General features: G+C 29.6%; 18 protein-coding genes. 6 read left to right on the top strand and 12 right to left on the bottom strand.

Features of this window, described 5'->3' with window-relative positions; translation table 11 throughout:
- Window positions 1-14: 14 nt before the first annotated feature.
- The 5 genes from FAY47_RS08975 to FAY47_RS08955 form a co-directional block, all read right to left on the bottom strand.
- Window positions 15-1,964 carry a DNA topoisomerase IV subunit B gene (locus FAY47_RS08975; protein ID WP_143316368.1) on the bottom strand — a complete coding sequence of 650 codons (1,950 nt, stop codon included), beginning with the start codon at window positions 1,962-1,964 and terminating at the stop codon, window positions 15-17.
- Between the two features lie 149 nt (window positions 1,965-2,113).
- Window positions 2,114-3,499: a glycosyltransferase family 2 protein gene (locus FAY47_RS08970; RefSeq protein ID WP_143316367.1), complete on the bottom strand. Its 1,386-nt coding sequence runs from the start codon at window positions 3,497-3,499 to the stop codon at window positions 2,114-2,116.
- Window positions 3,500-3,816: 317 nt separating this feature from the next.
- Complete coding sequence (locus tag FAY47_RS08965; protein ID WP_207706232.1) at window positions 3,817-4,782, bottom strand: rhomboid family intramembrane serine protease; 966 nt, start codon at window positions 4,780-4,782, stop codon at window positions 3,817-3,819.
- A 103-nt stretch (window positions 4,783-4,885) separates the two neighbouring features.
- Complete coding sequence (gene pepF / locus FAY47_RS08960) at window positions 4,886-6,679, bottom strand: oligoendopeptidase F (protein ID WP_143316365.1); 1,794 nt, start codon at window positions 6,677-6,679, stop codon at window positions 4,886-4,888.
- Between the two features lie 26 nt (window positions 6,680-6,705).
- A complete protein-coding gene (locus tag FAY47_RS08955; protein ID WP_143316364.1) occupies window positions 6,706-7,107 on the bottom strand; it encodes a DUF6762 family protein in 402 nt (133 codons plus the stop codon).
- 177 nt (window positions 7,108-7,284) lie between these two features.
- Here FAY47_RS08955 and FAY47_RS08950 point away from each other — a divergent pair, with 177 nt between their 5' ends.
- The 3 genes from FAY47_RS08950 (at window position 7,285) to FAY47_RS08940 (ending at window position 9,211) form a co-directional block, all read left to right on the top strand.
- Window positions 7,285-7,683, top strand: coding sequence for a hypothetical protein (locus tag FAY47_RS08950; protein WP_143316363.1), 399 nt, complete (start codon window positions 7,285-7,287; stop codon window positions 7,681-7,683).
- Window positions 7,684-7,746: 63 nt separating this feature from the next.
- Entirely contained in the window at window positions 7,747-8,403 is a 657-nt protein-coding gene (locus FAY47_RS08945) for a metal ABC transporter ATP-binding protein (protein WP_143316362.1), read from the top strand.
- 1 nt (window position 8,404) lies between these two features.
- Entirely contained in the window at window positions 8,405-9,211 is an 807-nt protein-coding gene (locus FAY47_RS08940) for a metal ABC transporter permease (RefSeq protein WP_143316361.1), read from the top strand.
- Window positions 9,212-9,224: 13 nt separating this feature from the next.
- Here FAY47_RS08940 and FAY47_RS08935 read toward each other — a convergent pair whose 3' ends face one another.
- Both FAY47_RS08935 and FAY47_RS08930 read right to left on the bottom strand, forming a co-directional pair.
- On the bottom strand, window positions 9,225-9,647 hold the full coding sequence (locus FAY47_RS08935) for a Fur family transcriptional regulator (RefSeq protein ID WP_143316360.1): 423 nt from the start codon (window positions 9,645-9,647) through the stop codon (window positions 9,225-9,227).
- 71 nt (window positions 9,648-9,718) lie between these two features.
- Window positions 9,719-10,270, bottom strand: coding sequence for a manganese efflux pump (locus FAY47_RS08930; protein WP_143316359.1), 552 nt, complete (start codon window positions 10,268-10,270; stop codon window positions 9,719-9,721).
- A 191-nt stretch (window positions 10,271-10,461) separates the two neighbouring features.
- On the opposite strand from FAY47_RS08930, the gene FAY47_RS08925 reads away from it, so the two are divergent.
- Window positions 10,462-11,679: a 6-phosphofructokinase gene (locus tag FAY47_RS08925; RefSeq protein WP_143316358.1), complete on the top strand. Its 1,218-nt coding sequence runs from the start codon at window positions 10,462-10,464 to the stop codon at window positions 11,677-11,679.
- Between the two features lie 30 nt (window positions 11,680-11,709).
- On the opposite strand, the gene FAY47_RS08920 is transcribed toward FAY47_RS08925, so the two are convergent.
- Together FAY47_RS08920 and FAY47_RS08915 are read right to left on the bottom strand one after the other, a co-directional pair.
- Window positions 11,710-12,003, bottom strand: coding sequence for a hypothetical protein (locus FAY47_RS08920; RefSeq protein ID WP_143316357.1), 294 nt, complete (start codon window positions 12,001-12,003; stop codon window positions 11,710-11,712).
- A gap of 21 nt (window positions 12,004-12,024) precedes the next feature.
- Window positions 12,025-13,326 carry an aminotransferase class V-fold PLP-dependent enzyme gene (locus tag FAY47_RS08915; protein WP_143316419.1) on the bottom strand — a complete coding sequence of 434 codons (1,302 nt, stop codon included), beginning with the start codon at window positions 13,324-13,326 and terminating at the stop codon, window positions 12,025-12,027.
- 130 nt (window positions 13,327-13,456) lie between these two features.
- On the opposite strand from FAY47_RS08915, the gene FAY47_RS08910 reads away from it, so the two are divergent.
- The gene (locus FAY47_RS08910; RefSeq protein WP_143316356.1) at window positions 13,457-14,758 is read left to right on the top strand and encodes a hypothetical protein; all 1,302 of its coding nucleotides are present in this window, start codon (window positions 13,457-13,459) and stop codon (window positions 14,756-14,758) included.
- 107 nt (window positions 14,759-14,865) lie between these two features.
- Here FAY47_RS08910 and FAY47_RS08905 read toward each other — a convergent pair whose 3' ends face one another.
- Complete coding sequence (locus FAY47_RS08905; protein WP_143316355.1) at window positions 14,866-15,477, bottom strand: TetR/AcrR family transcriptional regulator; 612 nt, start codon at window positions 15,475-15,477, stop codon at window positions 14,866-14,868.
- 191 nt (window positions 15,478-15,668) lie between these two features.
- On the opposite strand from FAY47_RS08905, the gene abc-f reads away from it, so the two are divergent.
- Window positions 15,669-17,594, top strand: a complete 1,926-nt coding sequence (abc-f, locus tag FAY47_RS08900; RefSeq protein ID WP_143316354.1) for a ribosomal protection-like ABC-F family protein — start codon at window positions 15,669-15,671, stop codon at window positions 17,592-17,594.
- Between the two features lie 89 nt (window positions 17,595-17,683).
- Here abc-f and FAY47_RS08895 read toward each other — a convergent pair whose 3' ends face one another.
- Together FAY47_RS08895 and FAY47_RS08890 are read right to left on the bottom strand one after the other, a co-directional pair.
- Window positions 17,684-18,160 (bottom strand): methylated-DNA--[protein]-cysteine S-methyltransferase, encoded by a 477-nt coding sequence (locus FAY47_RS08895; RefSeq protein WP_143316353.1) that lies wholly within the window; start codon window positions 18,158-18,160, stop codon window positions 17,684-17,686.
- Between the two features lie 43 nt (window positions 18,161-18,203).
- Window positions 18,204-19,010 (bottom strand): nuclease-related domain-containing protein, encoded by an 807-nt coding sequence (locus FAY47_RS08890; RefSeq protein WP_185966776.1) that lies wholly within the window; start codon window positions 19,008-19,010, stop codon window positions 18,204-18,206.
- Window positions 19,011-19,085: the final 75 nt, after the last annotated feature.

The following is a 19,085-nucleotide window of genomic DNA, read 5'->3' as shown; positions in this document are numbered from 1 at the left end:
TTACTCCTTTCCTCCTAGAATTCACCATACTTGTACATATAATTTTTTCTAGGTTCAACAATATCACCCATAAGCAGTGATACCATTCTTTCTGCTTTTGCTGCATCTTCTATAGTTACCTGAAATAAAGTTCTACTTTCTGGATTCAAAGTAGTATCCCATAACTGATCAGGATTCATCTCTCCAAGACCCTTATATCTTTGTATTAATGCTCCCTTGCCTATCTTCTTCTTCACTTTTTCAAGTTCGTCATCACTATATGCATACTCATGAATATCTTCACCTTTAACTTTTTTATACACTTTATACAATGGTGGCTGCGCTAAATACAAATGACCATTTGCAATTAATGGCCTCATATATCTATATATATAAGTCATCCATAAGGTCCTTATATGGTATCCATCTACATCAGCATCACTCATTATTATTATCTTATCATACTTTAAATCTTCTTCTTTATAGTTATCTAAAGTACCTGTGCCTACCGCTGCATTAAAAATTCTTAGTTCTTCTGAAGCAAGAACATTTTCAAGTTTTTGTTTTTCAGTGTTCATTATTTTTCCCTTTGATGGCATTATAGTTTGGAATCTTCTATCTCGAGCCTGTTTTGCTGATCCTCCAGCTGAATCTCCCTCAACTACTATAAATTCATTAATAGTATTGTCCTTATATGTACAAACTGCAACCTTACCAGCTAGAGGTGCTGTACCTTTACCTATCTTTTTCTTTTCAGCATCATTTATCTTTTTAATTTTTTCTCTTCTTTGAGCAGCTTGAAGAGCATTATTAATTATACTAGTAGCTAACTCTTTATTATCTTCAATCCATTCTAAAAGTTTTGTATATGCTAAATCATTCATCATAGTATAAGCTTCATTGTTTCCAAGCTTTGTTTTAGTTTGCCCTTCAAAAACTGGATTAGTTATTTTAATTCTGACAATTGCAGTCATTCCTTCTCTTAAATCATCACCTTCAAATTCCTTGTCTTTCTCCTTTACAAGGCCAAGTTTTCTTGCACCTTCCTTAAAAGCTCTAGTCATTCCGGTTTTAAACCCAGTTTCATGAGTTCCTGCTTCTGTTGTAGGTATATTATTTACGTAACTTGCAATATTATCTGTAGTTGAATCTGTAAACTGTATACACACTTCTCCATACATCTGAAGATTATTTACGGTTCTATCTCCTTCAAAAAGTATTGGAGTTTCGTGAATGGGTGTCTTACTCTCATTTAAATAATCTATAAAATCTAAAAGTCCCCTTTCAGAATAATATTCTTTATTTACTTCTTCTTCTTTTCTTCTATCTATTAATTTAAGTTTAATCCCTTTATTTTGAAACGCCAATTCTTGTAATCTCTCATCAATTACATCAAATTTAAATTCTGTTGTTGAAAAAACATCTCGATCTGGCATAAATGTTATTCTCGAACCAGTTTTTTTTGATTTACCAACGACCTCCAACTTTGTCACAGGAGTCCCTGGCATATCTTTCTTTAAACTTTTATCGTATGCATATTCAAATCTTTGGCGATATATATTGCCATTTTGATGAACTTCAACCTCTACCCATTTAGAAAGCGCATTTACAACAGCAGCTCCTACTCCATGGAGTCCTCCTGAAGTCTTATAATTCTTATTATCAAACTTTCCTCCTGTATGAAGTTCTGTAAATACCATCTCTACACCACTTTTTTTCTTTACTGGATGTATTCCTGTTGGTATACCTCTTCCATTATCTACTATGGTAACACTTTTATCTTTATTTAAAATAACTTCTGCAGTATCTCCATAACCATTAGTTATCTCATCAATGGAATTATCCAATATTTCCCACACACAATGATGCAATCCCTTTGTCCCTGTAGACCCAATATACATACCTGGTCTAACCCTAACAGGTTCTAGTTTTTCTAAAGAAGTTAAGTCCGTTACATCATATGTCGTATTAATATCCTTCACCATAACTGTCCTCCAATTTATCTAATGTGAATTATTTATAGTCTATTTGTATAATCTCTAACTTAAAATATACTTTTTTTTAAACATTCTGTCAAAACAATTAAGGCGAAGCAATCTGAATTATCAGTGCCTCGCCTTAATATTATATACAATTATACATCATATATTTCTACATTTCTTACGTGTTTTGTTGGATTCCACTCTTTATTATTCTTTCTTAGTATACCTTGTATTGTAATAGGTATCCATGTCAATGTATATATTCCATATAGTAAAAATCTAAAGAAAAAGAATAAAGCTTTCTTTCCTAAAAGGAAAAATGTTGCTAAAAGGAATCCTCCATAAAAGGCTACATTTACTCCTAAAACAAATAATTCATCCCCACCCTTAGCTACTAATGGAAATATGAAAATATTTGATGAAAATAACACAAACATAGCAAAAAAACCTTTTGTTATTTTCTTATCTAATATAAGCACTAATGGTGTTATTATAAACTGTATTAATGCAAACACTTGAAAACCTATATTATTAAATAAATCATTTATTACAAAAATATTTGCTCCAAAATTACTTTGTATAAAAGTTAGAACAGCAGCTACACCTATAAGTAATGTTGCAAAAGGTTGTAATACATACAATCCAGCATCAAATATGTACCACTTTCTCTCTTTTATTGATTTCTTAAAAAGTTTAACGCAATATCTTGATGCTACATCTGTAAATCCTTGCATCCATCTTCTTCTTTGAACCCATGATTGCTTTAACCCTAGTGGCTTCTCATCATAGATTTTAGCATCATGTGCCCAACCCACTTTTTCTCCATTTAATACCAATTTACAAGTGAACTCTAAATCTTCTGTTAAACAAGTTGCACCCCACCCTAACTCTTTAAGAGTTTCAGTTGCAATTGCAAATCCTGTTCCTCCAATTTGATTTGATAATCCAACATTATTTCTAGCAAGTTGGAACATTCTATTTTGAGACCAAAATGCTATTGAATATGATGTTGCAATCCATGAATCATCTGGATTCTTACTATCTATATAGCCTTGTACAACTTTATATCCCTGATTCATTTTCGAATTAATTTCTTTTAAAAAATCTGTATGAACTAAATTATCAGCATCAAATATGGAAATTGCATCATATTCTTTATCCATCTTAAATAACTTATCGAACATCCATTCTAAAGCATAACCTTTACCTCTATTATCCTTATTAACTCTCTCACATACAGTAACGCCATCATATTTTCTTGCTATTTCAGCTGTCTTGTCTGTGCAGTTATCAGCAATAATATAAATATCAAATAATTCCTTCGGATAATCTTGTTTTTGCATACTTTCTATCAGCTGACCTATTACTACTTCTTCATTGTGAGCTGCCACTATCATTGCAAATTTGTTATTAGGTGTATAATCTTTCACTTCTTTTTTTCTATGCAATCCAAACAAGCCTAATATGGCGTAGTAACATGTAATTACAAATACAAAAATTTGGAACACCGCTGTAATTGTATATATAATATCTCCCATTTTTTTTCACTCCTAATGCTCTAATAAGATTGTAATCTCATTTATTATTTTATCCTATTTATGTCATTGTACATCCTTATTAATATAGTTCAATTACTTTGAAAAATCAAGTAGCTAAATCTTAATTTTAAATTAAACTTTCCTTTTGATATTAGTTTATCTAATATTGGTTTTCATATTAATTTTGTTTATGGCAACCTAGCTATTTAAATCATATTTCAGTTTTTTATGTAAAATATTTTTCAAAAATATCTCACTATAATATATACATAATTTTTATTATATATTCATTAGAACTCACTGTATATTAGAAAATACTAGTAAAAACTTTTTTTACTAGTAAGTAAAAATATAACAGAAATTATCATTCCACCTATAAGTCCTCCAAAATGAGCATAATTATCTATATTAGGTATAGTTGTTCCTATATATATATTAAGCGCTACTACAATAAGAATATTTGTTATAACCCCTTTATTTATCCTATCCTTTTCTTTTATTGCAAACGAAAGTAATGCTCCTAATAACCCAAAAATTGCTCCCGATGCACCAATTGATAATGTATTCGGAGCTAAATAATAGCTAAACAGACTAGAAGTTATACCTGCAATAGTATAAATAATTATATATTTTAATTTTCCAAAAATAATTTCTATCTGAGATCCTATAATATACAATGAATACATATTTGTGACTATATGTATAAGTCCTCCGTGTAAAAAATTACAAGTTATTATTCTCCACCATTCTCCATTGTTAATTAATGGCCCGAATTTTCCTCCTAACAGCAATAATACTGCGCCATCTATATCCAAAAAGTTATCTGATAGTATTCCACTTATTACATATAAAATTATATTAATACTTATTAGCGCTATCGTAATCACATAATTACTTTTATTTTTCTTATGCGGATTTTCACTTCTTCTGATGATTTCTACAGCAGCATTACCAATACCCTCCAAAGATTGATCGCAATACATTATTCTATGACTATTTATATTTATAACTACTCTAGGATAACTACCATGAAACTCTCCTATATATTCACTATTAGTTAAAACAATAAGATTTAAAGAGAAATTCATTCCGCTTTTTAAAAGATGTTCTCTTACCTCACGTTCATCTATATCAGCATTCTTATCATCTGTAATAGCTATTGCAAATATTCCTTGTGGAAACTTTTTTACAGCTATCCATATCTCTCTTTTAGTATAAAGATTTTTGCACTGGTCCATATAAAACCCTTCATTTTTAGTTAGATAGCTAAAAATATTCTTCATCATTTTATTCATTTATCTCACCGACCTCACAAAATTAAAATATTGGATTAATTAAACTACTATGGAAAGTTCAATCAATCCAATATAACTAACACTTATTTTTTTATAATTCTTCTAACATATCCAAAAGTTCATTAAATCTATCTAAAGTGGCTTCTATTGGTTTTGGTGTAGTCATATCAACTCCTGCATCCTTTAGTATATCTATTGGATACTTACTTCCACCCATGCTTAAAAATCCTAAATACTTTCTAACTGCATCTGGCTCCTTATTAATTATAGACTTTGCAAAAGCTGATGCTGCAGAATAACCTGTAGCATATTGATACACATAGAAATCTGAATAAAAATGTGGAATTCTTGCCCATTCTATATCGATATCTTCATCTACTATCATATCTTCTCCAAAATATTTTACATTAAGCTCATGCCATTTAGTATTATAATCTTCAGCCGTAAGTGAAGTCCCTTCATTCAAGGTATTATGACTAAACAACTCAAACTCAGCAAACATTAATTGCCTAAATACTGTTGTTCTTATTTGTTCTAACTCTTGATTTATTAGGAACAACTTTTTATTTTTATCTTGTTCTTTTTCAATTAAATAATGAATTAATAATGCTTCATTAGTAGTAGATGCTACTTCTGCACAGAACAAAGTATAACCTGCATAATAATATGGCTGTGTCTTTCTTGAATAATACGAATGTATAGAATGCCCCATCTCATGAACTAAAGTCGATACATCATTTAATTCATAATTATAATTTAGTAAAACATATGGCATTGTATCATAGCTGCCCCAAGAATAAGCTCCTCCTCTCTTCCCTTTGTTCTGATATATATCTATCCATCCACTTTTTATACCTTTATTAAATATATCTAGATATTCTTCTCCTAATGGATTTAGTCCTTCATGAGCTATTTTTACTGCCTCTTCAAACGTTACATGTTCCTTTTTCACCTCAATGATAGGCACATAAAGATCATACATATGCATCTCATCTAATCCAAGAAGCTTCTTTTTAATTTTTACATATCTATGAAGAGATGAAATATTATTGTTTATAGTTTCTATAGCCTTTTCATAAACAGATAAAGGAATGTCGTTTGGCTCAAGTGATGCTTCAAGTGGTGAATTATATTTTCTAACTTTTGCATCAAAATTAAAAGTTTTTACTGAAGCCGTAAGGGATGTTGCAAGAGTATTTTCAAGTTTTTTATACTCCTTAAATAATTTTTTTAAAGCTTCACCACGAACTTCTCTATTTTTGCTCTTTATAAATGTTGAATAATTTCCTTCTGTTAGCTCTACTTCATCCCCATCTTCATCTTTAATCTTTTCGAAAGTCATATCAGCATTTGTTAACATATTATGAATACTTGATGGAGCATCTAAACAATCTGAAGCTAATGCTAAAAGTTCTTCCATATCCTTTGTAAGGACATGCTTCTTTTCTTTTAAAATATTTTTCAACATGAATTCATACAACTTAAATCTTTCATCATTCTTAATTAAATCTTCTACGAATCCATCATTTAATGCAAGTATCTCTGGAACGAAGAACGCACTATAACTTCCAAGTTCAGCCATATATGCATCAATTTTATTCATATCACCTTGTGCATTTTGATTTGTAGTATCTTCATCACATTTCATATGTGCATATACATAAAGCTTTTCAGCTTTTCTTGAGATTTTCTCATTAAATTCAAGATAATTTAATATCTCTTCCTTATTTCCTAGCTTTCCTTCAAACTCTTTAATTTTCGTACTCTCATTCTTTAAACTTTCAAAATCCTTTTCCCAATCCTCTTGATCTTTATAAATCTTATTAAGTTTCCATTTAAACTCTTCAGATATTTCTTCTCTCTTTTTAATTACTTTATCATTCATTTTGGCGCCAAATGGCTACCTCCCTTCTAATCTTTATACTCATCTTCTTTATCACTTATTGCTGTAAATGCATTCTTCATCTCCTTTTCTATAATTTCTACAACCTTATTTATAGAATCATTCATCTCTGCATGATTATCACTATATTCAAATTTCACAATAAATGTTGGATTATATTCATCTAAATCTTCTTCTATTCTAAATCCCTCTTCTTCGAAAGAAGTTTTATTAAATAAATCATATATAGCTGAGTATTCCCATTCCTCCACATCTTTATTTGTATCAAAGTATAAATTCACTTCATTATCTAGCACAAATAATTTTGTAACGTATAAAGCCCCTTCATTAACTTCAAAACTTCCTAATTCCTTTGTTATATATCCTGTCTCTTTATCTTTCTCCATTAAAACTAAACTTGAAAAATCCATCTTTCTCATCCTTTCAGTACTCTCTTTATTAATGTCTCCTCTTATTATAGAATTTATTGGCTATTTTAATCAATAGATGCTTTAATTAATATTTTATAAATTAATTTCCACCCATTTGGGTTTATGATTATGTAAAAATATGGTAATATTTTCTTAAAAGAATAAGGAGGTATTAAAATGCAGAGAAGAAGTAAAGTAAGTAACAAAAATCCAAATAGCAGAATTATACGTTTAAGAAGGAGAAAAAAAATAAGAAGAATACGATCACTTATATTATTAACTATTATTACTCTTTTATCTATTTACCTATTACGAAAATTATATATAAAAAATAAAAGTAAAGACTTACAATATGCCATTGAATACTCATTAACTTCTGGTAATTCGAAAAATCAATTACTAAGAGTTCAAAATATATCTTTAATATTTAATGATAATAAAAACGCAATAGTAGAAGTTTATGGTCTTAGCAAAAATGAGCCTCACGCTTCAACTAAAATTAGAGGCACCTTTAAAAGAGGTGCATTAAACTCTTGGAATTTAGAAGAATCAAAAATAATTCAAAATGAAACTTAGTAGTTGCAAATTATTTGCAGATAAGTATATAATATAAGTTAGATTATTATGGGAGCTGATTTTGTGATAAAAATTACCAACATGAATTTTAGCTATGATAAATCCCAATTGCTATTGAATAATATAAATTTACATATACCTAAAGGTATATATCTTTCAATAGTAGGCGAAAATGGTAGCTGTAAAACCACATTAATAAAACTTATTTTAGGATTACTTACTCCTAATTCAGGATCTATAGAAGTTAATGCTTCAAAGATTTCCTATGTTCCTCAAAGAGTGGATGGTTTTAACTCTGATTTTCCTATTTCAGTATTTGAAATATTAAAAACACACTCTAAAGCATTACATCTTAACTCAGATAGAGCTATAAACGATGTACTAGCAAAAGTTAACATGGAATCATTTAAAGATAGCCTTATAGGTAATCTTTCTGGTGGACAACAACAAAGAATATTTATAGCTAGAGCACTAATGGGAAATCCAGATTTAATAATATTAGATGAACCTTCAACAGGAGTTGATTTTAAAAGCCAACAAGAAATTTATTCTATATTGAACTATATAAATAAGGAATTGGGTACCACTATTATCTCTATAGAGCACAATATGGATATTGCAGCAAAATACTCTTCTCATATATTAAAAATTAAAGAAGGAAAGGTATCTCTTAAAACATGCGAAGAATTTATGGATGAAATGCCTTTAAGAGGTGCTTAGAATGTTTCAATATGATTTTATGACAAATGCTGTTATTGCAGGGGCTATAGTTTCAATTCTTTGCCCTATAATCGGCTTATTTATAGTACTTAGACGTAATTCCATGCTAGGTGATACACTATCCCACTCCTCCTTTGCAGGAGTAGCTATTGGTTTAGTAATGGGAATAAATCCAATTTTATCTTCTTTCATTTTCACGTCATTATGTGCTATTGTTATTGAAAGCTTAAGAGGATATTTTAAAAAGTATGCTGAACTTGTAATGTCTATTGTTCTTACACTAAGTCTTGGCATAGCTATCATATTAATAAGTTCTGGAAAAACTACTGCAAAAGTAAATTCAATACTCTTTGGTAGCATTTTAACTATTTCATCCCAAGACTTATTAATTATATCTATTGTAGGAATAATTTGCTTAATTGTCCTAGCTATCATTTATAATAAATTAATTTATGTAATATTTGATGAAGAAGGAGCCAAAACAGCTGGAATAAGTGTCAAGCTTATCAATTATTTATTTACAATCCTAGTTGGAGCTACAATTTCTTTATCAATTCAAATAATGGGTATACTCGTTATATCTTCAATGATGATTGTACCAGTGGCAACTGCAATGCAACTTAAAAAGAATTTTAGCAAAACATTATTATTTTCAGTTTTATTTGGTTTTATTGATATAATGCTTGGGTTAATTCTATCTTACTATGCTGATAGTGCTCCTGGAGGAACTATAGCTGTTGCATCAGTAATTATTCTAATATTAATTTTAATTATTAAAAACTTTAAGAAAGGAATAAAATCTAAATAATTGCATTTAGATTTTATTCCTTTTTCGAATGTTTACTGCATTCCTTACATACCCCTGTCATGACCAAATTATGTTTAGTTAAAGTAAATCCTGTTTCATTTTGAACTATTTCTTCAATTTGCTTCATGGGACAAGGGACTTCAACTTCCTTATGGCAAATGTTGCATTTCAATAAATGTTTATGTTCTTCACCTTTAAGTTTATATGAACACATTCCCTCTTTTAATGGAAACTTATCTATTATTCCCTTTTCCTCAAATAATTCTAATGCTCTATAAACTGTACTCAAATTAATATCTACTCCAGTTTTCTTACATTCTTCCAATATAGCATCTGCACCCATACTTTTATGAGCCTTAGTTAGTATTTGTAAAATGGCCACTCTACCTTTAGTTATTTTAAGATTGTATCTTTTTAAAAGATCATTAAACATCACAATTCCACCTACAATTCAAATTGTATAATTATGTTTTTATTATAGCATAATATTTTTGAGTACTTCTACTTCTAAAAAAATATTATTTTTATGGAAAATAGTATAAGTGCAAGACCACCAAATAAATTTGCATATTGTTTTACAAAACTGATTTTCCTGATAAACCTACAAATAGAAAACCCTATTGTACAAATTAGCAAAGTTATCAACCCAATTAATATGGTATATAAAAACAAAACAGAAATTCTTTCTATATTATTAAAAATAGTAAAACCAATAACTAGAGCATCTATACTTACAGAAATACCTAATATTATAATCATAGTTTTTTTCGCTAGTATAGAATCATCATTATTTTTCAAACCATCTACTATCATAAGTATTCCGACACTACCTACTACTATTCCTCCTATAGTACTGGATATAGGAATTAAATAATTATTAAACAAATAACCTGATATACCTCCTATAAAAGATAGAAGAAATTGAAAAAATCCAAAAGAGAAAATATATAGCAACTTCTCTAGCCTTTTCACCTTATCATTTACACCAATTCCCAAAGTAACTCCAAAAGCATCCATAGCTAGCGCTACACTAACAATAATTACATCTACTACTTCCATACTTACCCCCTAAACATAAATATATATTCTATTAATAATAGTTTTAATTTAAAATTATTATGCTTTTTTTTAAAACTCTTTATTAATAGTCATTTTTATTGTATAGTATTAAATAGAGTAGCTATTTACACTATATTGTATAGCACATTAGCCGCATATAATATAAATATTACATATAAAAGGAGTCTATTATGCCAAATTGTATAATTGCACAATCTGGTGGCCCTACTGCCGTAATTAATTCAAGCGTAGTAGGACTACTTAGAGAAAATCAAAAATTAAATAAATTCGAAAAAGTTTACGGTGGTCTAAACGGAATAGAAGGAATTTTAAAAGGAAATATCATTGATTTATCAGCAATACCAGATGAAGATATTAACAAATTCCAATATACTCCTTCTTCAGGGCTTGGGTCTTGTAGATATAAGATGAAAAACATTGAAACATCTACAGAAGAATATGACAAGCTTTTGGATATATTAAAAAAATTAGACATTACAACTTTCTTCTATATTGGTGGTAATGATTCAATGGATACTACAGCAAAGCTTGGAAGATATGCAAGAGAAAATTCCTTAGACATAACATTTATCGGAATTCCTAAAACAATTGATAATGACTTAATGTATACTGATCATACTCCTGGTTTCGGAAGTGCGGCAAAGTTTATTGCAACCTCTACTTTGGAAGCATATTTTGATTCTTCAGTTTATATTAATAATGGAATTTTTATTCTTGAAACTATGGGAAGAGATACTGGCTGGTTAGCTGCATCTGCATGTATGGCGCAATATAACGACAAGCCTGTTGCGGATTTTATATATTTACCAGAAAAACCTTTTGATAAAATAAATTTCATTGAAGATGTAAGAAGAAAATTTGAAGAACAAAATCAAGTCTTCATAGTTGTATCAGAAGGTTTAAGAACTGCTGATGGAAAATTTGTTGCAGAATTTGACTGTGTTTCTCAAGATACCTTTGGACATACACAATTAGGTGGGGTAAGTAACTTTTTAAGACAAGTTATTTTAGATTCTGGAATAACGACAAGAGTAAAGGCTCTTGAACTTGGTATCTTACAAAGATGTGCAATGCATTCAGCATCACAAATTGACATAAATGAAGCTTTTAATGCAGGTGCCGAAAGCTTAAAACTTGCTTCTCCAGAAAATAATGGCTATATGATCTCTATAAAAAGGGAATCAAACTCTCCATATAAAACTTCATATGAGTTAGTTGCTGCTGATAAAGTAGCAAACAATGTTAAATATTTTCCTGTAGATTGGATTAACGAAAATGGAAATCAAATAACAAAAGAAGCTTATAAATATTTTGAGCCATTACTTCAAGGTGTTCCTACTTTATACACACTTAACAATATTCCACAGTATAAAGTGTTTACTAAATAATAATTACCAAATAAAGATGAGACAGGTACTTTATCCTGTCTCATCTTTATTATCCTCTATATATTCATATATAAAAGCCGGTAAAACACTATAACACAGCATAACCCAAATTGTTTCTATTATTAACTTATTTATAATATCAACCGGAACAAGCAAAAATAACAAGAAGAACATAAGAAAAATTGATATCATTAATATTTTACTTATCATGGTAGCTATCAATGTTCTGCCGCAATTAGGACAAATAACTTTTTCCATTGATTTCTGTCGTAATATATATGCTATACTGATTTCATATTTACACCTTTCACATATCTTTCCCAAATTTATAGCATCCCCCAAAGATTATTTGCTCTTTTTTATTATTCTCTCTATGCATTCTAGGAAATAATCAATTTCATTTTCTTCATTATAAATTCCAAAGCTTATCCTTACCATTCCTGGCATTCTTTCGTTATCATCATGAATAAATGCACTTGCAGACTTTTCACTTATATGCATAAGCCTTCTACAATATGGATGAGCACAAAACCAGCCTTGTCTTACCGAAATCCCATAATATTTTGCTAAGGTTTCTGCAACATCTTCATGATATATTGATTTAATATTAAACACTCCAATCCCTAACCTATCTTCTCTATTTTCAATATCTCCATAATTAATTACTTCAGGTATTGACTTTAATCCATCAAACATCCTATCCCTCAATTTTATTTCATTTTTACGAATGTTTTCAAAGCCTATTTTATTTAATTCACTTAGAGCCGTAGATATTGCAATAGCTCCAAAAAAGTTAGGTGTCCCAGCTTCATCTTTTTCAGGTGTATCCAAATATTCAACATTGTTATCCATTACAAATTTTACAGTGCCACCACCTTCATTATCTGGTAAACTTTTATTAAAGTCTTCTCTTAAACCTATAATTACTCCACATCCTAATGGAGCATATACTTTATGTCCTGAAAAAATTAAAAAATCTATCCTCTCTTCATCACTTTTCCCCATAATATCTACTTTTGCATGTGGGATTAGTTGAGCACCATCTACAACTATCTTCGCTCCATATTTATGAGCTATTCTAGCTATACCATGAATATCATTTATATATCCAGTTACATTCGAAGCACCTGTTACAGTAATATATCTAACTTTTCCTTTATGGGAAATTAACTTATTCTCAATATCATCAAATTTTAATCTTCCTTGTTCATCTACTTCTATATAGTCCACGTTCCATCTTCTTCTCCATGGTAAATCATTTGAATGATGTTCCATCCTTGTTAACAGTACAATATTATCTTTCTTTTTGCAAAACGTTCTAGATAATCTATTAATTCCATCCGTTGTATTGTTAACATATATTACAGTATATTTATCTTTATCCTTTATATTGAAAAAATCCATAATATAATTTTTTGATTCATAATATAACCTTGTCGTTATCTCAGCTTTATGTCCAACCCCTCTCCCTATAGAACCATAATAATCACTCAACCCTATAACGGATTCAACAACACTTTTTAAAAGTGGAGCTGTAGCTGCATTATCGAAATTAATAGCTCTTATCTTTTTTCCTTCAACAACATTCACCTTGGAATTTGTTCCTAAAAATAAATCATTTAAATCTATTTTTTTATCCATATCAATCTCCTCCACTTATATAGTATTCATGTAGTCTATTAAGGTTCTAGTAATCATCATTCTCACATATTATTTAATGTAACAACTATATGCTTAGTTCATATATTTATAATAAAGTATTTTTTGGAGGAATATCATGAAACCAGATGAGAAATATATGCCAAGTAAAGTTAGACAAGATGATGATACCTATAATGCTATTGATAATATCATTGACTTCGACAATAATCATGAAAATAATGAGAATGATGATATTAACCTAGTTCCATTTAAAACACAACTACCATATAATGTTCTACCTACTGGCTGGATACCAGTTTTTATTTTTGATAATGTTGGAGGGCCTAATAATATTCCAACTAATTTATCTACTACTATACCTAGTACTCCTATGGGATTTCAAAGCCCTTTCGGATTACAATTTATTACACCGAATACTCCTAGCATAAGTGGAAGTAACTTTGGCACTCCACCTTTTAATTACACAACTTCTCCTATGGGAGCACCTACTCCTTCGGAACAATTTACCAATCCATATTATCCACTTTCCAATTTGAATACTCCAAATACCATTAAATCTACGACTGATAATATAGGAGGAATGCCTAATAAACCTTTTACTATGGGCGGCACTACCGGTGGCATGACTGGCGGCACCAGCACCATGGGTAGTAGCTGGATGCCTAGTTGGATGCATCATGGCAACACTGGTACTACCGGTGGTATGACTAGCGGTACTGGTACTATGGGTGGCACCATTGGTGGTATGATTGGCGGTACTGGCACTATGGGTAGCACCACTGGTGGTATGACTGGCGGTACTGGCACTATGGGTAGCACCACTGGTGGTATGACTGGCGGTACTGGCACTATGGGTAGCACCACTGGTAGTATGACTGGCGGTACTGGCACTATGGGTAGCACCACTGGTGGTATGACTGGCGGTACTGGCACTATGGGTAGCACCACTGGTAGTATGACTGGCGGTACTGGCACTATGGGTAGTACTGCTAAAACAAATCAACCTCCTATTCCATCTTTTAATAACTTTAATGGAAATTCATCTGCTCCAACAAACCTAAGTTTTGAAAATGAACCTATAAATGCAGGTTCAAATTCCATAGTACCCCCAAGTGAAGATCTTACTGATGGGCTTATTCCTTATAATATCCAACCAACTAGTTATTCTTCTCCAAGAATAGATAATGATATAACAGAAATTCTCAGAAACTTTGATCTCGATTTAGATGAAGATTTAGATTTGAGTAGGGTTAATTCAGATAAAAGAATAGATAATATATTTTTAAATATATCAAAAAAACATCCAGAAGTTATTTCTTTGCTAAAAGCTTATAATATTCCATTTCCTATAATTAAGCTTGTTATAAGAAGAATAATAAAACTTTCACTAATTCATGGTAAAAGAACAGATGAATAACTTTTTTTATATTTGATTATATCTTTCATAACATAAAATGTTATTACATCTAACTTAAAAGTAGTCCTTAACTAAGTTTTTATCTTAATTTAGGACTACTTTTTATATTATTCAATCATAGAAAGAATTTTATCAAATAAAATAGGTTTTATTACCTCTATATCTTCTGGCTCTTCTAAAATTATAGAACTATAACAAACACTTCCTACCAATTCAAATATCATAAATAAAGTTAGTTCAGCTTCTAAACTAGTCATCCCTTTTTTTATTAAGTTTTCAATAAAGAAACTAACAATTTCCTCAACTTCTGTATTTTCTTCTGACTTCCTTAATGCTCTCTTAAATAACCCTGAAGATAAGTTTTTATTAATAAGTTTTAAAATCAACTTATTATCTTTTAAATAGTTAATTACATAGTCAATAAAAAATAATGTTCTGTCCTGAAATGCTTCGATTCCCTGTTCTGCGGTTTTATCCATAGCTTCTCTTATAACTTGACTACTCTTCTTAAGTATCAATTTATTAACTATATCATATTTATCCTTAAAGTATAGATAAAAGGTCCCTTTTGCTACCCCTGCCTTTTTTACTATTTCATCTATTGCTGTATTATTAGCTCCTTTTGTTGTAAATAGCTCATAAGCAGCTGTATATAGTTCCTCTTCCTTCTTTTTTTTATTCTCTATTATCTTGCTAATAATTTTTTTTTCTTTAGGCATTTCTTCCTCCTATATGACTAATGGTCATTTATAATTATACCTCAACTTATCATTTAGTCAATGACACAAAATATATCTTATTCTTATAAATTGCTATGAAATCAGTTAAATAGTATAATTATCTAAGATACTTGGGTAATCTTTTTATTATTATCTATAGTTTACCCAAAATTTAGCCGGAGGAAAAGTAAATGATTGTTTTAAGTTGTAAAAATATTAGTAAAAGTTATGGTATAGATGAAATTCTTAAAGATGTAACCATATCCATCAATGAAAATGATAAAGTAGGTATTATTGGAGCTAATGGAGAAGGTAAATCTACTCTTTTCAAAATAATTTCTAAACAAATTAGTTATGATAACGGAGAAATCTTTATAGATAAAAATAAAACAATAGGATATCTTGCTCAACACCTTGATCTTGAAACCGAAAATACAATATATAACGAAATGTTAACAGTATTCTCTGATCTCACAGGTATCGAAAATAAGCTTATAACTCTAGAAAGTAAAATGAATGAACCTTATGATGAAGATAATGCAGATTATCATAATAAATTAATTAAAGATTATACTACAGCTCAAGAACTTTATACAAATAGAGGTGGCTACACTTATAAAGGTGAAATAAGTCGAGTGCTTAAAGGGTTAGGTTTTCTCGAAGAAGATTTTGAAAAAAAAATCATCAAGTTAAGTGGTGGGCAAAAAACCAGAGTTGCATTATGTAAATTACTGCTTTTATCTCCAGATATACTACTTTTAGACGAGCCTACCAATCACCTAGATCTTGAAGCCATAGAGTGGCTTGAAGAGTATTTAAAATCCTATAAAGGTTCTGTACTAGTCATATCTCATGATAGATTTTTTCTTGACTCAGTAACTAATAGAACCTTTCAAGTTATAAATGGTCATGTTAATACATATAATGCACCTTATACAAAATATCTTGAACTAAGGAAAAAAGATTATGAAAGCCAATTAAAAGCTTACAACTTACAACAAGCTGAAATTAAAAGGCAAGAAGCTATAATTGAAAAATTCAGATCTTTCAATAGAGAAAAAAGTATTAGAGCCGCTGAAAGCAGAGAAAAAGCACTAGAAAAGATTGAAAAAGTAGATACTCCTGATAAAGAAAAAGCTGCGTCAAAAATTAACTTTGAAACATCTGTAAAAAGCGGATTTGATGTTTTGCACCTAGAAAACCTTAGCAAAAGTTTTGAAAATAAACACTTATTTTCTAATGTTTCTTTGGATCTAAAAAGAGGAGAAAAAATAGCATTAATAGGAGAAAACGGAAGAGGTAAAACTACATTATTCAATATTATAATGAATAAAATAAAACCTGATACTGGTACAAAATCTTTAGGAGTAAATGTAAATGTAGGTTACTATGATCAGGAACAATCTAACCTATCTCAAACCAAAACTATAATTGATGAGGTATGGGATGACTTTCCTGAATTAACTACTTCAAAATTGCGTGGAGTCTTAGGATCATTTTTGTTTACCGGAGATGATGTTTTTAAAACTATTGACAAACTAAGTGGTGGAGAGAAATGTAGAATTAATTTGTTAAAATTAATGCTTTCTAAAGCAAACCTTCTACTCCTCGATGAACCTACTAACCACCTCGATATTATGTCTAGAGAAGCTTTAGAAGATGCTATATTAAGTTATGATGGTACATTAATTGTTATATCTCATGATAGGTATTTCTTAAATAAAGTTATAAGTAGAATTATTGAATTAAAAGAAGGTGGCTTATCTGAATATCTAGGTAACTATAATTACTATGTTGAAAAAAAGAAAAATCCTCATAGGTTTGATACCTTGGAAGCGATAGCAGGTGGAAAAACAAAAACCCAAATAAAAGAAGATAAAAAGAAAAAACGTGAAGCTGAAAAAGAAGAAAAGGCTAAAAAATTGAAAATCAAAAAATTAGAAGAAGATATAAGCTCTGCTGAATCTGAACTTGTTAAACTTCAAGAATCTTTATGTTTAGAAGAAGTTTACTCAAACCCAACAGAAAGTGAAAGAGTTAATAAATCTATCAAACAAACAGAAGTTCTAATCGAAGAACTTTATGAATCTTGGGAAGAACTTGGAGATGAAAACTAATCTTTAAGTATAGATAAAGAAACAAAATCTATTATTAGACAAATGAGACCAAAATAAACACACAAAAAATTCTGTGTGTTTATTTAGTCTCATCTATTCATACAATTCTTTTCTAATTCAAGAAGTTTTTCCTTTATATTCAGCCCTCCAGCATATCCAACTAAACTCCCATTAGCTCCTATTACCCTATGGCAAGGAATTATTATCATAATTGGGTTTTTATTATTAGCCATTCCAACAGCTCTTGCTGCTTTTTCATTTCCAATTACTTTTGCAATTTCTCCATAACTCCTTGTTTCTCCACAAGGAATTTCTATTAGAGCCTTCCATACCTTTTTTTGAAATTCAGTTCCTCCTGGTTCTAAAGGTAAATCAAAAGAACTCCGTTTTCCTTCAAAATATTCATTAAGTTCTTTTACAGCTTTTTTTAGCAATATTGTTTCTGTTTTCTCACCTATATCATCTTGCAAATCTTTATTCACTAGATACACTTTTGTAATTGCTTCACCGTTTTCTTCGATTCCTATCTTTCCTATTTTCGTATCACAATAAAATATATTTCTCATTTTTCCCCCTAGTATAATCTTTAAAAATTTTAATATAATTCTCTCACACTTTTTGCATATAAGCTACATTGAATAAATAAAGAACAAAGAAAACTGAAATAAAAATCAATCTGCCCCTAAATGTCCATATATTATCCACAAATTTATTATATAATTCTTTCTCCTCTTGAATATTATTTACCTTTATCACCTTTTCATAGATTTTATCATAAATTTTATCTTCATTAATCTCTTCTTCTACTAGATATTCACTAATATAGTTATATAATTCATCATATCTAACTACAGGAACATCAGAATTTTCTTCACCTATAAGAAAGGCTCTATCATTTACTATTACTATTAAATCTATAATAAATTCCTCATCCAATATCTTTGCGAGATAATTTCTATTTTTCCTAACCTCTGTTATAGGGGATATGACTTCGTTAATTCCATTCCTACTATGCTTATACCATCTATTATTTTTCTTAATCTCAAGGTCACCTTTATAATTGCATTTTACTATGTTAAAAACACCTCTATTAGTCACCACTATATTTTCTATTTTAAAATCACTTTTCCTATCTTTTAAAATTACTCCTTCCATAATGTTTGCTTTTTCCTTAAGTTTTTCAACTTCTTTAGTGATCTTATAATTCTCTTCTATAAGACCACTTACTATATTCCCCTTAGCTTTATTGTAGTTTACTATTGGAATCGATAAATATATAGCTAAAGTTGAAAAGAATATTTCCCTAGAAGCTCCATCAAAGCCTACCTTTAAAAGCACAATAGATAGAGAATAAATAAAATATACAGTTATAAATGCATACAAAAAAGAAACTCCTCTTTTTACAATACTAATCATCCTAACCTCCAATAAATATTTTCTATTAAAGATTATCTCCACTCCATAAGCTTTTAAACAAGTACTTTCCATAAC

The sequence above is a fragment of the Clostridium sp. HBUAS56017 genome (assembly GCF_007115085.1).
Taxonomy (GTDB): Bacteria; Bacillota; Clostridia; order Clostridiales; family Clostridiaceae; genus Clostridium; species Clostridium cibarium.
The sequence above is the reverse complement of the archived record's forward strand: the minus strand, read 5'-3'. Positions and strand labels throughout refer to the sequence as shown.

Bases quoted from the DNA above. Each gene is read 5' to 3' on its own strand.
- FAY47_RS08975 (WP_143316368.1), bottom strand. From the start codon at position 1,964: ATGGTGAAGGATATTAATACGACATATGATGTAACGGACTTAACTTCT.
- FAY47_RS08970 (WP_143316367.1), bottom strand. From the start codon at position 3,499: ATGGGAGATATTATATATACAATTACAGCGGTGTTCCAAATTTTTGTA.
- FAY47_RS08965 (WP_207706232.1), bottom strand. From the start codon at position 4,782: ATGAAGAATATTTTTAGCTATCTAACTAAAAATGAAGGGTTTTATATG.
- pepF (WP_143316365.1), bottom strand. From the start codon at position 6,679: ATGAATGATAAAGTAATTAAAAAGAGAGAAGAAATATCTGAAGAGTTT.
- FAY47_RS08955 (WP_143316364.1), bottom strand. From the start codon at position 7,107: ATGGATTTTTCAAGTTTAGTTTTAATGGAGAAAGATAAAGAGACAGGA.
- FAY47_RS08950 (WP_143316363.1), top strand. From the start codon at position 7,285: ATGCAGAGAAGAAGTAAAGTAAGTAACAAAAATCCAAATAGCAGAATT.
- FAY47_RS08940 (WP_143316361.1), top strand. From the start codon at position 8,405: ATGTTTCAATATGATTTTATGACAAATGCTGTTATTGCAGGGGCTATA.
- FAY47_RS08930 (WP_143316359.1), bottom strand. From the start codon at position 10,270: ATGGAAGTAGTAGATGTAATTATTGTTAGTGTAGCGCTAGCTATGGAT.
- FAY47_RS08925 (WP_143316358.1), top strand. From the start codon at position 10,462: ATGCCAAATTGTATAATTGCACAATCTGGTGGCCCTACTGCCGTAATT.
- FAY47_RS08910 (WP_143316356.1), top strand. From the start codon at position 13,457: ATGAAACCAGATGAGAAATATATGCCAAGTAAAGTTAGACAAGATGAT.
- FAY47_RS08905 (WP_143316355.1), bottom strand. From the start codon at position 15,477: ATGCCTAAAGAAAAAAAAATTATTAGCAAGATAATAGAGAATAAAAAA.
- abc-f (WP_143316354.1), top strand. From the start codon at position 15,669: ATGATTGTTTTAAGTTGTAAAAATATTAGTAAAAGTTATGGTATAGAT.
- FAY47_RS08895 (WP_143316353.1), bottom strand. From the start codon at position 18,160: ATGAGAAATATATTTTATTGTGATACGAAAATAGGAAAGATAGGAATC.
- FAY47_RS08890 (WP_185966776.1), bottom strand. From the start codon at position 19,010: ATGATTAGTATTGTAAAAAGAGGAGTTTCTTTTTTGTATGCATTTATA.